13 protein-coding genes and 1 tRNA gene are annotated in these 12,530 nt (G+C 59.8%); 8 read left to right on the top strand and 6 right to left on the bottom strand.

The annotated features are described in order from the left end of the window. A partial coding sequence (locus AB3X55_07225; protein ID MEX0503371.1) for an EamA family transporter occupies positions 1-360 on the top strand: 360 nt, incomplete at its 5' end. A gap of 82 nt (positions 361-442) precedes the next feature. Here the strand turns inward: AB3X55_07225 and AB3X55_07220 are convergent. The 4 genes from AB3X55_07220 to AB3X55_07205 form a co-directional block, all read right to left on the bottom strand. After that, a complete protein-coding gene (locus AB3X55_07220; protein MEX0503370.1) occupies positions 443-1,153 on the bottom strand; it encodes a glutathione S-transferase in 711 nt (236 codons plus the stop codon). 174 nt (positions 1,154-1,327) lie between these two features. Then, positions 1,328-1,402, bottom strand: a tRNA-Gly gene (locus AB3X55_07215). Positions 1,403-1,707: 305 nt separating this feature from the next. Continuing rightward, on the bottom strand, positions 1,708-2,859 hold the full coding sequence (locus tag AB3X55_07210) for a DegT/DnrJ/EryC1/StrS family aminotransferase (GenBank protein ID MEX0503369.1): 1,152 nt from the start codon (positions 2,857-2,859) through the stop codon (positions 1,708-1,710). Between the two features lie 3 nt (positions 2,860-2,862). Next, positions 2,863-3,897 (bottom strand): Gfo/Idh/MocA family protein, encoded by a 1,035-nt coding sequence (locus tag AB3X55_07205; GenBank protein ID MEX0503368.1) that lies wholly within the window; start codon positions 3,895-3,897, stop codon positions 2,863-2,865. A 222-nt stretch (positions 3,898-4,119) separates the two neighbouring features. On the opposite strand from AB3X55_07205, the gene AB3X55_07200 reads away from it, so the two are divergent. From AB3X55_07200 to AB3X55_07180, 5 genes are all read left to right on the top strand, one after another. Further along, the gene (locus tag AB3X55_07200) at positions 4,120-4,638 is read left to right on the top strand and encodes a prolyl-tRNA synthetase associated domain-containing protein (protein ID MEX0503367.1); all 519 of its coding nucleotides are present in this window, start codon (positions 4,120-4,122) and stop codon (positions 4,636-4,638) included. 114 nt (positions 4,639-4,752) lie between these two features. Next, a complete protein-coding gene (locus tag AB3X55_07195; protein MEX0503366.1) occupies positions 4,753-5,652 on the top strand; it encodes a tetratricopeptide repeat protein in 900 nt (299 codons plus the stop codon). A 36-nt stretch (positions 5,653-5,688) separates the two neighbouring features. After that, positions 5,689-6,333 (top strand): LON peptidase substrate-binding domain-containing protein, encoded by a 645-nt coding sequence (locus tag AB3X55_07190; GenBank protein ID MEX0503365.1) that lies wholly within the window; start codon positions 5,689-5,691, stop codon positions 6,331-6,333. Further along, positions 6,320-6,544 (top strand): Trm112 family protein, encoded by a 225-nt coding sequence (locus tag AB3X55_07185; protein MEX0503364.1) that lies wholly within the window; start codon positions 6,320-6,322, stop codon positions 6,542-6,544. The genes AB3X55_07190 and AB3X55_07185 overlap by 14 nt, the downstream gene beginning before the upstream one ends. Further along, positions 6,537-6,884 carry a gamma-butyrobetaine hydroxylase-like domain-containing protein gene (locus AB3X55_07180; GenBank protein ID MEX0503363.1) on the top strand — a complete coding sequence of 116 codons (348 nt, stop codon included), beginning with the start codon at positions 6,537-6,539 and terminating at the stop codon, positions 6,882-6,884. Before AB3X55_07185 ends, AB3X55_07180 begins: the two co-directional genes overlap by 8 nt. Before the next feature lie 32 nt (positions 6,885-6,916). Here AB3X55_07180 and AB3X55_07175 read toward each other — a convergent pair whose 3' ends face one another. Together AB3X55_07175 and AB3X55_07170 are read right to left on the bottom strand one after the other, a co-directional pair. Beyond that, positions 6,917-8,140, bottom strand: coding sequence for an FAD-dependent monooxygenase (locus AB3X55_07175; GenBank protein MEX0503362.1), 1,224 nt, complete (start codon positions 8,138-8,140; stop codon positions 6,917-6,919). After that, positions 8,133-8,723, bottom strand: a complete 591-nt coding sequence (locus tag AB3X55_07170; protein MEX0503361.1) for a D-glycero-alpha-D-manno-heptose-1,7-bisphosphate 7-phosphatase — start codon at positions 8,721-8,723, stop codon at positions 8,133-8,135. Before AB3X55_07170 ends, AB3X55_07175 begins: the two co-directional genes overlap by 8 nt. A 240-nt stretch (positions 8,724-8,963) precedes the next feature. Here AB3X55_07170 and AB3X55_07165 point away from each other — a divergent pair, with 240 nt between their 5' ends. Beyond that, on the top strand, positions 8,964-10,184 hold the full coding sequence (locus AB3X55_07165) for an aminotransferase class I/II-fold pyridoxal phosphate-dependent enzyme (protein MEX0503360.1): 1,221 nt from the start codon (positions 8,964-8,966) through the stop codon (positions 10,182-10,184). A gap of 9 nt (positions 10,185-10,193) precedes the next feature. After that, complete coding sequence (locus AB3X55_07160; protein MEX0503359.1) at positions 10,194-12,530, top strand: DNA translocase FtsK; 2,337 nt, start codon at positions 10,194-10,196, stop codon at positions 12,528-12,530.

Below are 12,530 nucleotides of genomic sequence, written 5' to 3'. Positions count from 1 at the left end.
GTGTCCGACAGCTTCTCAACCCTGCTTCTGTCATTTTATTCTTGCGTCCTGTTCGCCTCCAGCGGCCTTGTTCTGCTTCTTTTCACAGGAGGTGCAAGTATTCCTGACGCGAATATGACCGTTCTATTTCTTGCGATGGTGGCACTTGGCTCTTTCGGCGTGATATTCATGACCCAGGCGGTCAGGCTTGGGGACATGTCTGTGGTCAGCCCGTTTCGATATACCCGGCTTTTATACTCGCTGGCAGCCGGCATAATTATTCTAGACGAACAAGTGAACGCGATGATGTTATTCGGCAGCGCACTGACCATTGGGGCCGGCCTTTATATTTGGCGCAGAGAACTTACGCTTGATACATAAAAGGCTATCGGGAGATATTGTTTCACTGTTTCCCGATACTCTCCTTCATTGCTGCGAAAGGGATGCCTACGGGCAGACAGTGTCACTGCACGCCGGGACCAGTTTCAGAAGCATCACCAGTCTTATTCTCTATGACTTCGGGAAAGGTGACCCCTTCACCTCCCTCCTGCCAGACAGCGTATTTTTTCATGACCGCCGCGAATTGACCGCTTGCCAGAAAGGCCTGCAACCAGCGATGTAGATGTGGCCATGGCTGGGCATCAAACCAGACCGGGTCGGCAATTCGAAACTGCCGGACAAACGGCAGAGAGGCAAAATCGAGAAGACCATTTTTTGTGCCTGAGAGGCCTGGCTGGGCGGCAAGCTTGGCGTCAAATTCAGCCAGCATGGCCACACCTGCCTCCCGATGCGTCAACGCCGCCTCCGGATCAAAGCGGCTGGCATATTTGTAGCGATCGAGATGCGTTTTGAAGGGGCCGTCCAAAGCGTCAAGAAACGCCGCCGTGCCGTCCGGGTCACGATGCTGCACATCCAGCCAGCCATCCGGATCATTCCGGGCCAACGCCCACTGCATCACATCACGGCTTTCCTCAAGCACAGTGCCATCAGCCAGTTCGACAACGGGAACAGTGCCTTTTGGTGATACCTTGAGGAAGGCGCCCGGCTTGTCACGAAGCAGGATTTCCCGCAATTCCACCTGAATGCCGGCACTGCAGACAGCAAGCCGTGCCCGCATTGCATAGGGGCAACGCCGAAAACTCCAGAAAACAGGATGTCTTTTTGTTTCTTTCATGGGCGGTTTGCTGAAGATTCAAGAGGGCTAATGATCGATGTCATTTTCCCCTTGCGGTATGTGAATTGCGGATTGTGACCTACCATGTGACCTACTCTTTTCGGTGCGCAAGCGCGTGATCTGCTTGCAAACCATTGAAAAGAGTGTGGAAAGTTCACGTTCCATTCAAAAGAATGGAGCGGGTGAAGGGATTCGAACCCTCGACCCCAACCTTGGCAAGGTTGTGCTCTACCCCTGAGCTACACCCGCGTCGCACCAAGGTGCTTAAGCATCTGTTTTTATTGACATGATTTATCTCCAAGCCTGACAAAAACGTCGATTTTCGGGGGTTGGAAATCCCCGGCGTCGACCGCAGACCGGGAGATGAACATGCCGAAACCCTTGAAGACGAAAAGGCCGGGTTCGCAACAGACACAGTCACCTCGCGTGGCGCTGGTCAAGGATATAGTCGATGATCGACGCCCGTGCAAGAGACAATCGGCGAGGCATGTCGGCGGGCCGCGCCCACATTCATGGTGGCGATAACAGCAAGCGTGACATGGACCCCGATAGGGTCATGCTTCAATCTTGGCCACCCCTTCCTGCGTGATTGCCATTGCCAGCGCGTCCGCGATCTGTGCCTGGACAGGAGCGTCCAGATACGGATGCATGGGCAGTGCCAGAACCCGCGCGCACAGATCGGATGTGACCGGCAGATCACCGCCGGCGACCGGAAAATGCCTGTAGGGGGGCTGCTGGTGCATTGGCACCGGGTAATAGATGGCTGTCGGCACGTCATGTGCCTGCATCACCGCGGCGATCTGGTCACGATCCGCGCCTTCGGGAAGCTTGACGGTATATTGCGCCCAGCTTGATGTCGCCGCTGCCGCAAGAACCGGAATCTCGACAAGATCGCCGAGCAGCGCCGCGTAGCGGTCGGCAACCTGTTGCCGGCGTGTCAGCTCATCCTCGAAAATGTCCAGCTTGGCATCCAGAATGGCCGCCTGCATCGTATCCAGCCGCGCGGTCATCCCGATCCGGATATTCTCGTACCGGGTCTTTCCCATGCCATGAATCCGGCATGACCGCATGAGTTCGGCCTTGTCGTCATCATCGGTAAAGACCGCGCCACCATCGCCATAGCAGCCAAGCGGCTTGGCCGGGAAAAAGCTGGTGCAGGTCAGATCGCCAAGCTGGCCAACCGGAACATTGTTCCAGCTGGCACCGAAACTTTGCGCCGCATCATCAATCACCCATAACCCATTTTCGGCAGCAAACGCCCCGATGGCGGCATAGTCGGCCGGCTGGCCAAACAGACCGACACCGATGATCCCGACAATGTCGATGCCGGCTTGCTGTGCCGTCTCGACAGCCTCGCCAAGACAGGCCGGGTCGAGATTGAAGGTCGTCGGATCGACCTCGGAAAAGACGGGGATGGCCCCGAGGACAGGCATCACCTCGGCGCTGGCGGCAAAGGTGAATGACGGTACGATCACGCCCTGGCCAGGACGCAGCCCCTGCGCCAGCAGCGCCAGGATCAGCGCGTCGGTACCCGATGAACAGCTGATACAGTGTTTTGCGCCGGCAGCCTTTGCAAGCCGCGCTTCGATGGCCAGAACCTCGGGCCCCATGATATAGGCACCATGATCAAGCACCGTAGCCAGATTGTGGTCGATCTTGTCGCGAATCCGTGCCTGCTGGCTGGCAAGGTCGATAAAGGGAATCATGGTCTAGCCCCTTCTGGCTGATCTGGGTCTGGCTGATACGGTTGTGGCTGATCCGGCATCCGGCATATCGGGCGCGGTGGCGCATTCGATGAAATTGGCTTCAATTGCCTGCAGAACATGCTGGACGGCAAGCCCGTCCACAATGTCGGTTGGCGGTGCCGTGCCGGTTTCACAGCAACTGATAAAGGCACGCATCTCCTGCTTCAAAGGCTCCGATTCCGGCACCGGCAGATGCACCGGGGCGGATCTGGCAATGGCAAAATTCGCCCCGTCCGGCGTGATGTCATCGCGGTAGAAAGTCAGTTTTTCGGCCCAGGGCAGGGTGTCGTCAAAGACCAGTGATCCCGTCTCGCCGGTTACGGTCAGGCGATGTTCCTTGTACGGGCACATCCAGCCTGTTGTCATCGACGCGCTGCGCTGCCCGGAAAAGCCAAGAAAGGTCGACACCATGTCGGGCAGTCCCGCCGTGACGTGGCTGGCACCATGACTGCTGACCTGCCTGGGGGGCTCGCCCATCAACGCCAGAATCAGTGACAGGTCATGCGGGCACAGATCGTAGATGACCGATTCGGTGGCCCGGATCCGACCCATCGCCAGCCTGTTGGCGCTGACATGCCGGATCGACCCGATCAGACCCGCGGCAAGCTGGTCCTGAAGCGCGATAAAGGCATCATGATAGCGGATCAGGTGACCGACCATCACCTGCCTGCCGGCAGCGCGCGCGGCATCGGCAATCGCCTTGGCATCGTCAAGATCAAGCGCCAGCGGCTTTTCCACAAAGACATGAAGCCCGGCGGCAAGCGCCGCGCAGGCAAGGTCGCGGTGCGTTGGCGCGGCTGTCGATATGACAATGCCGTCAAGCTCGCCTCCGCCAATGAGCGCGGCAACATCGACCGCCGGCACATCGAATTCGGCGGCAAATCTCTCGGCATGCGACGGGACCAGATCGGCGACAGCACCGAGAACGCCAAGCTGTGCCAGATTGCGGGCCAGGTTCCGGCCCCACATGCCACATCCAATGACTCCGATGCGTGTCATATCTACCTGCTTATAGGTCAAATTCGACAAAGGTTTAGAAGTGTCGCATCCTGCCGGTCAATCGTTGCATTTTGTTACACACCGCCCGCGTCATCGTCTGGCATGGCGAAAGGGTGGCATGGCGAAAGGGTGCTTTCTTGACAAAATCCGGAGGCGCTCTAACTGTCAGAGCGTGACAGTTAAACCGCGACCATCTGTACCCAAACGACAAGGACCACCATTATGGATGCCTCTTCTGCCTTCAAGGACAGCCTGCCGACAACACCTGAGTCGCTGATGGCAACGCTTGACGAGGCCGGGATCACCTATTCGATCCATGAACATCCGCCGCTGCGAACGGTCGAGGATTCAAAGGCCTATCGCGGCCAGATGGATGGCGCGCATGTGAAGAATCTCTATCTGCGTGACAAAAAGAAGAAGAACCATCTGATTGTCGCGCAGGAGGATCGCGATATCGACCTGAAGGCGCTTCCAGAGCTGATCGGGGCCGATCGCCTGTCGTTTGGCAGCGCCGACAGGCTGTTCGAATTTCTGGGCGTGCGGCCCGGGGCGGTCAGTCCCTTTACCCTGATCAACGATCCTGACCATCGGGTGAAACTGGCGATTGATGCCAGCCTGATGGAGGCTGAAATGCTGTTCTTCCATCCGCTGGTGAATGATCTCACACTGGGTGTAACGCCGGACGGTCTGCGGCGCTTCCTTCAGATCACCGGCCATGACCCGCAGTTGATCTCGCTTTAGCGGTGATCCCGCCGGGCGCGGCGCCATGACATCCATGTCGCATCTTGTTTTGGTCGGGGTGATGCCTAGATTGAGGGTGTCGATATAAACGCCATAACAAAGAGCAAGAGTGCCATGGAGCAAATGATTGCAGGTGGGCCGTCAGCCCCTGTTGACGTCACGATGGACAATTTCATGGCCGAGGTGATTGATGCCTCCGCCACCACGCCGACGCTGGTCCAGTTCTGGGCCCCGTGGTGCGGGCCCTGCAAACAGCTTGGCCCGGTCCTGGAAAAGGTCGTTGGTGCCAGCGGTGGCAAAGTCCGGATGGTGCGGGTGAATATCGATGACAATGCCCAGATCGCCCAGCAGATGAGGGTACAGTCGGTGCCGACCGTCTATGGCTTTGTCGATGGCAAGCCGGTGGATGGTTTTGCCGGCGCGCAGCCGGAATCAACGGTCAGGCAGTTCGTTGAAAAGCTTGCCGGCATGGGCGGTGCCGGTGCCGATGCCGCCGCGATGCTCGAAGCTGCCGAGGCGGCGCTTGCCGAAGGCGACCACGAAACAGCGATGATGCAGTTCCAGCAGGTGATGAGCGTGACGCCGGAATCGGTGCCGGCACTTGCCGGTGTCGTGCGCTGTCTGACAGCATCCGGTGACATTGCCGGTGCCCGCGAAATCATCGACCAGCTGAATGACGACTATCTGAATGATCCGGCCATGAAGACCGCGATTGCTGCGGTCGATCTGGCTGAAAAGGCCGCTTCGTCGGCCGGCGATCTTGACGCAGCCAGGGCCGCTGTCGAGGCGGACGCCACCAATCTGGCGGCGCGTCAGGACTATGCGCTGGCGCTGTTTGCGGTTGGCCAGACCGCCGAAGCCATGGATCAGCTTCTGGAATCCATCCGCATTGAGCGTGGCTGGAACGACGATGCGGCGCGGCTGCAGCTTCTGGAGTTCTTCACCTCGCTTGGCGCGGCGAATACCGATGTCATTGCGGCACGGCGCAAATTGTCGACCCTGCTGTTTTCATGAAGCGCCGCAGGGATCCATACAGACAGGAATGGAACAATGACCTTTGATCGTCACACCGACCGGGACCTGCCATCGGACATCCCTATTTTTCCGCTTCCGAACGCGCTGCTTCTGCCGGAAGGCCAGTTGCCACTGAACATTTTCGAGCCACGCTATCTTGCCATGATCGAGGACGCGCTGGGATCGCCGGGGCGGCTGATCGGCATGGTGCAACCGGTTGGTGATGCCGGCAACCTGTTCGGCATCGGATGCGCCGGCAGGATCAGCTATTTCCAGGAAACCGGCGATGGCAGGTTTATGATCGCCCTGAATGGTGTCTGCAGGTTCCGCCTTGTCGATCATCATCTCACCGAGCGCGGCTATCGCCGTGCTTCCGTGTCCTGGGATGAGTTCGTTTCTGATCTCGAAAATGGCGAAGGCGGCATTGCCGACCGTGACCATATGTTTGCCGTTATGCGCCGCTATTTCGACACACAGGGGTTCGAGGCTGACTGGGACCAGATCGAACGGTCGGACGACAGCGCGATCCTGAATACGCTCGCCATGGTATGCCCGTTCGATGTTGCCGAGAAACAGGCGCTTCTCGAGGCAGAGGGCGTGCGAAGCCGGGCTGATCTGCTGATTGCGATGATGGAAATGGCGCTGCATGGTGACGAGGACCAGAATGATGCACGACACTGAAGACAGCACACAGCTGCGCCTTGATCCGGCGCTGCTTGAGGTTCTGGTGTGCCCGATAACGCATGGGCCGCTGAAATATGACAAGGTGCGCAACGAGCTTGTCAGTCACCAGCTTGGTCGCGCCTTTCCTGTCCGCGATGGGGTGCCGATCATGCTTGTTGAGGAATCGCGCTCACTTGATGAAGATTCCGCGGGCACAGCCGATGAGTGACGCTGTCTGGCCATCTGAAATCAGGCTCAGCGCCGACAAGACAACACTTCACGTCACGTTCGAGAGCGGGGAGATTGTGGCGTTGAGCGCCGAATTGCTGCGTGTTGAATCACCGTCGGCCGAAGTGCAGGGCCATGGTGTCGGTCAGAAAACAACGCCGCTTGGCAAGCAGGATGTCCGCATCACCGGTATCGAACCTGTGGGAAATTATGCTGTCAGGCTGACATTTGATGATGGTCATGACACCGGTATCTTCAGCTGGGATATTCTTCAGGATTACGGCAAGCGTCAGGATAGCCTGATGGCCGACTATCATGCGCGGGTGGCGGCGGGTCGCTGAGACCGGGATGTCTCGCCGCACCAAACCCGGTATCAGCCGGGAAGCCGCCCATCCAGAAGCGCCGCCTCGGCAAGCTGGCCACCGGCCGCAATATCCGAAAAGACCGATTTGACCGGCAGGCGATCAAGTACCGCAAAGCCAAGTCCGGCAAGACGAGCCAGACCTTTCGGGCCCCCGGAAAACAGCCTGTTCAGGCCTGATGTTGCCGTCGTCATCGCCGCCCGCTCGCGCCAGCGGGCCGTTTCATATGCGTGGCGCAGGGACATATGCGATGCCGGCAGCCCCCGCCGGCTATTGGCAACCAGCAAATCCGCCAGCACAGCCGCGTCCGCAAGCGCCAGATTATATCCCTGTCCGGCAAGCGGATGGATGGCATGCGCCGCATCGCCGGCCAGGACCAGACCCGGTGCCGTGATCCGGCGTCGCCAGGATGGCCGAAGTGGCCAGGCAAGCCGCGGTGCGACAAGGCGAAGATAGCCAAGGCCCGGGCCAAACGCCTCAAGGCAGGCAGCTTCAAAGGCAATGTCATCACCTGCCAGCAGCCGCTCTGCTTCGGCGTTTGGCAGTGTCCAGACAAGTGACAGCCTGTTGCCGTCAAAGGGCATCAGGGCGAACGGACCTGTCTGTAAAAACCGCTGAAAGGCCGTATTGTCATGATGGCGCTCGGCCTCGAGAAGGGTCACGATGGCTGTCTGTGTCTGGCGCGTCTCGCGACAGCGCAGCCCGGCCTCTTCCGCAAGCCGGCTTCTTGCACCGTCACAGGCCACAACCAGCGCCGCCCGAAGCGATGATGATGTGCCGTCGGCATTTGTCAGGGTCATCTGTGCGCCATCGGGATGGATCTGCCAGTCCGACACCGCCGCCCCGGAGGTATGCGTTACCGGACGTGAAGCTATGCTGTCGCGCAGCGCCGCCTGAAGCGCCATGTTGCCAACCACAAACGCCATCGGCGCCTCGGCGGTGTGCCATGACAGGTCGGTCTGTGCACGTCGTCGTGCCGCCAGTCCTGTCGGCGGCGCGCCCTCGGCGACGGCAATGCGGTGGATGGGGGTCGGCGGCACCGGCAAGCGGTCCCAGACACCAAGCGCCGTCAGCATCCGCGCCCCGGCGGCGTTGATCGTTGTCGTCCGTTCATCAACATCGGATGCCTGGCCGCCATCCCTGTCGACAAGCGCGACATCGACACCGGCATAGGACAGCGCCGTTGCCATCATCACCCCTGTCAGGCCGCCCCCGACAACCGCCACGTCATGCATTGTTGTCTCTCTGACTGTCGGCCTGACTGTCGGCGAAATGTCGGTCGATGACCTGCCGGGCCAGAGCGGCCAGGTCTGTACCGTCGAAAAGATAGGCATGGCATCCGGCGGCCCTGCCGGCCTCGACGTCGCTGTCGCGATCGCCGATCATCACCGAACCTGCCAGATCAACATTCCATTTGGCAGCCAGCTTCAGCAGCATCCCCGGTGCCGGTTTGCGACAGCTGCAGGGCGTTCGCATGGCGGATGTCGGTGCATCGGGATGATGCGGGCAATGGGCGATATCCATGATATGGCCGCCGGCAAGGGCTGTCTGCGCCACAAGATGGTCGTTGAAGGCCTGCATCTGCGCGGCGGTGAAGAATTCCCGCCCGATTCCCCCCTGATTCGTCACGATGAAACAGGCGATTCCGTGCCGATGGAACAGGGCCAGTGCGGCAGCTGCGCCGGGCATCCAGGCAAAATCCTCCACCAGATGGGTATAGCCATGGTCGACATTCAGCGTCTGGTCGCGGTCGAGGAACACCGCGCCACGAAGGACAGGCCGCTTCATACCGGCATTTTTCTGTGGTGATGGCATCATAACTTCATCTAGGCTGAATGAGGGGGCGCTGTCCATGTGTAAAGCGGTCTCATGGGGGTGTTGCGACAGCTGTCCGGCTGGCCGATCTGCCAATTTCAGGTTCAGAGATTGCCCGCCCGCACATCATGCGTTAGGACAGTGACAAGGTCAGGTTTCCAGACGGCCTGAAAGGCCGGGGTCCGGCGGGTTCCGGACCAGCGGGGACAGTGGCCGGCGTAAAGACAGGGTGCGGAACAGACGATGAAGTTAAATCCGGATTACAGCTTGTTTGACGGCAATATGTTTGTGCAGATGCGTGCCCTTCTTGCCGATCTTGTGGCACCTGCGGGGCGGGCTGTTCTCGATATGTCGATTGGCGAGCCGCAGATCGCCGCCGGCGACCTGCTGACCCGCAGCATGACGTCTCATAATGATGGCTGGCAATTCTATCCAAAGGCAAAGGGGCATCCGCGCTTTACCCAGGCGGTGGACTCCTATATCGGTCGTCGCTGGCCTGCCGCCGCCGGCCTCATCGACCTTGAAAAGCAGATGCTGCCGGTGCCGGGAACGCGCGAACCCCTTGGCCTGATCGGCGGGCTTGTCAGGGGTGCAAAGGCGAATGCGGTGGCGCTTGTCGCCAACCCCTATTATCACGCCTGGCGGGCTGGCGCGCTGGCCGCGGATGGTGACATTCGCTATCTGAATGCGCTGGCCGAAACCGGATTTGTTCCCGATCTTGCCGCCCAACCGGACGACGTGCTGGCCCGCACCAGCATCGTCTATCTTTGCAGCCCGACAAACCCGCAAGGCGGCGTGATGTCTTTGGCGCAGATCAAATCCGCCATCAGCCTGGCCCGCAAGCATGATTTCCTGCTGGTGATGGATGAATGCTATTGCGACATCTGGCGCGGTGCGCCGCCTGCCGGCGCGCTCGAGGCGGCGGCGGCGCTTCATGCCGAAGACGGCGGTGATGCGTCGCTCGACCCGCTCCGCAATCTGGTGGTGCTGAATTCGCTGTCAAAACGTTCCAGCGCCGCCGGGCTTCGTGCCGGCTTCATGATCGGCGATGCCGACGTTATGGCGCTGTATCTGAAAGTCATCGCCAATACCGGATCGCTGGTGCCGACACCATTGCTTCTGGCAGCGGCCGATCTGTATGAAGATGACGAACATGTCGCCGCAATTCGGGCACATTATGACCACAGCTTTGCCCTTGCGACACGTCATCTAGGCGTGACGCCCCCGCCCGGAGGGTTCTTTCTGTGGCTTCCTGTGGCCGATGACCGACAATTTGTCAGGCGGTTGATGCAGGAACAGGCGGTTCGCGCGATGCCGGGGTCGTTCATGGCCGAGGTCAGCGAGGGGATCAATCCCGGTGCTGGCTATGTGCGGATGGCGCTGGTCCATGACCATGACCGCACCGAGGAAAGTCTTGCCAGGGTGGCGGCACTCTATGATGTGGACAGCCGTGGTGCGGCATAGATGGAGGTGATGATCGACGCTGAGGCCAAAAGCAGGATCCTGTCCCCGGCTCTGATCGCCTTTTTCCGGCGGCGGGCGATGGAGCTTGGCGGCATCTGCCTGATGGCAATTGGCGTGGGCCTGACAGCAATGCTGTTTTCGCCAGGCCGGTATGATCCGTCCTTCAGCGCCTTTTCAACCGGCGATATTGAAAACTGGTTTGGCCCGCTCGGCGCGACCATCGCCGGCGGACTGCACATCAGCCTCGGAACGGCCAGTTTTTTTCTGACCCTGCTGCCACTTGGCTGGGGCTACCGGCTGATCCGCAAGAAACCGATACGCCACACGATCGTCCGGCTGTGCCTGGCGCCGATCGCGCTGGTGCTTCTGGCGGCGGGGTTTTACGGCCTGTCCGGCGCTGATGGCAGTGCGTCCGGCGGTGCCGCGGGCGTCATCCTGACAGGTCTGACACTGCCGCATCTGCCACCGTTGCAACCGTTCCTCGGACTGACAAACGCCCATTATCTCGGGGCCGGCTATGTGATTGTCGGATTGGTGATCTGGGCCTGGTGCGCCACCTTGTCGCCACGACAGTTTAGCCTTATCGTGGCGCCTGTCCGCGGTCTTGCCGGCATGGTGATGCGCCGCCTCGCCATGCGCCGGGACCAGGGCAACGCGGATGATGCTGACGCGCCGCCGCTTACCCTGACCGAACCCGACGCCGACGCCCCGTCAAAAAAGAAGACGACGCCACGCAAGGCATCCCGCAAACGTAAAGAACCGACCCTGATTGCCGGCGTCGCATCGGACAGTGCCGCCGCCAGCCGCGATGGTGGCCAGGGGCGTCTGGATCTTGATACCGACGGACATTTCCGTCTGCCACCGGGCAAACTTCTGTCTGCGCCCGGCAAGGCTGCCTCCGGCCCCTCGAAACGGGAACTTGAGGAAACAGCGGCGCAGCTGGAACATGTTCTCGGCGATTTCAGCGTAAAGGGCGAAATTACCGAATCCCGTTATGGTCCGGTTGTGACACGCCATGATCTGGTGCCGGCCCCGGGAACCAAATCGCAGCGTGTGATCTCGCTTGCCGATGATATCGCCCGCTCGATGAGTGCGGTTTCGGTCCGCGTTGCGGTGGTGCCGGGCCAGAATGTGATTGGTATCGAACTGCCGAATGTCGACCGCCAGATGGTGGTGCTTCGGGAAATTTTCGACCATGCCGCATGGCATGATGATGGCGGTGATCTGCCGATGGCGCTTGGCAAGGATATCGCCGGCGCGCCGGTGATTGTTGATCTTGCGAAGATGCCGCATCTGCTGGTGGCGGGAACCACGGGATCGGGCAAATCGGTTGGTATCAATGCGATGATCCTGTCCCTGCTGTACCGCCATACGCCGGAAACCTGCCGGATGATTCTGGTTGATCCAAAGATGCTTGAACTGTCGGTCTATGACGGTATCCCGCATCTTCTGAGTCCGGTTGTCACCGAACCGTCAAAGGCGGTGACAGCGCTGAAGTGGGCGGTGCGGGAAATGGAAAGCCGGTATCGCAACATGGCCAAGCTCGGTGTTCGCAATATTGCCGGCTATAACCAGCGCGTTGCCACGGCCCGGGCAGATGGCGAGGTGCTGACGCGGCGTGTGCAGACCGGATTCGACACCGAGACAGGCAAGCCTGTCTTTGAAGAGGAAATACTCGATCTGGCGCCGCTTCCCTTTATCGTTGTGGTGATCGATGAAGTGGCCGATCTGATGCTTGTCGCCGGCAAGGAAATCGAAGCCGCGGTTCAGCGTCTGGCGCAGATGGCGCGGGCCGCGGGCATTCATGTCATCATGGCAACGCAGCGCCCGTCGGTTGATGTCATCACCGGCACCATCAAGGCCAATTTCCCGACCCGTATCAGTTTTCAGGTTACCTCGCGGATCGACAGCCGGACCATTCTTGGTGAACAGGGCGCAGAACAGCTTCTTGGTCGTGGTGACATGCTGTTCATGGAAGGTGGCGGGCGTGTCATGCGTGTGCATGGGCCATTCGTTTCCGACAAGGAGGTCGAGGCCGTGGCCAATTTCCTGCGCAAGCAGGGTGAACCGGATTATAACGACAAGGTTGTTGCCGAAGAGGAAGACACCGACGCGCTGGCAGGCGGCACGGGCGACCTTCTTGGGGATGATAGCAGCCTGTATGACCAGGCGGTACAGCTTGTCGTTCGCGAACAGAAAGCCTCGACCAGCTTTGTGCAGAGGCATCTCAAAATCGGCTATAATCGTGCCGCGACCATTATCGAGGAAATGGAAAGCAATGGTATCATCAGCGCCGCCAACCATGTTGGCAAACGAGAGGTGCTGATCACAGAAGGGGACTCATAG

Source organism: Alphaproteobacteria bacterium LSUCC0719, assembly GCA_040839025.1.
GTDB lineage: Bacteria > Pseudomonadota > Alphaproteobacteria > Puniceispirillales > Puniceispirillaceae > UBA8309.
Note: the sequence above shows the minus strand (reverse complement) of the source record. Positions and strands in the feature narration are given on the sequence as shown.

Coding starts and splice junctions, on each gene's coding strand:
- AB3X55_07220 (MEX0503370.1), bottom strand. CDS start 1,153: ATGAAAGAAACAAAAAGACATCCTGTTTTCTGGAGTTTTCGGCGTTGC.
- AB3X55_07210 (MEX0503369.1), bottom strand. CDS start 2,859: ATGATTCCCTTTATCGACCTTGCCAGCCAGCAGGCACGGATTCGCGAC.
- AB3X55_07205 (MEX0503368.1), bottom strand. CDS start 3,897: ATGACACGCATCGGAGTCATTGGATGTGGCATGTGGGGCCGGAACCTG.
- AB3X55_07200 (MEX0503367.1), top strand. CDS start 4,120: ATGGATGCCTCTTCTGCCTTCAAGGACAGCCTGCCGACAACACCTGAG.
- AB3X55_07195 (MEX0503366.1), top strand. CDS start 4,753: ATGGAGCAAATGATTGCAGGTGGGCCGTCAGCCCCTGTTGACGTCACG.
- AB3X55_07190 (MEX0503365.1), top strand. CDS start 5,689: ATGACCTTTGATCGTCACACCGACCGGGACCTGCCATCGGACATCCCT.
- AB3X55_07185 (MEX0503364.1), top strand. CDS start 6,320: ATGCACGACACTGAAGACAGCACACAGCTGCGCCTTGATCCGGCGCTG.
- AB3X55_07180 (MEX0503363.1), top strand. CDS start 6,537: ATGAGTGACGCTGTCTGGCCATCTGAAATCAGGCTCAGCGCCGACAAG.
- AB3X55_07175 (MEX0503362.1), bottom strand. CDS start 8,140: ATGCATGACGTGGCGGTTGTCGGGGGCGGCCTGACAGGGGTGATGATG.
- AB3X55_07170 (MEX0503361.1), bottom strand. CDS start 8,723: ATGATGCCATCACCACAGAAAAATGCCGGTATGAAGCGGCCTGTCCTT.
- AB3X55_07165 (MEX0503360.1), top strand. CDS start 8,964: ATGAAGTTAAATCCGGATTACAGCTTGTTTGACGGCAATATGTTTGTG.
- AB3X55_07160 (MEX0503359.1), top strand. CDS start 10,194: ATGATCGACGCTGAGGCCAAAAGCAGGATCCTGTCCCCGGCTCTGATC.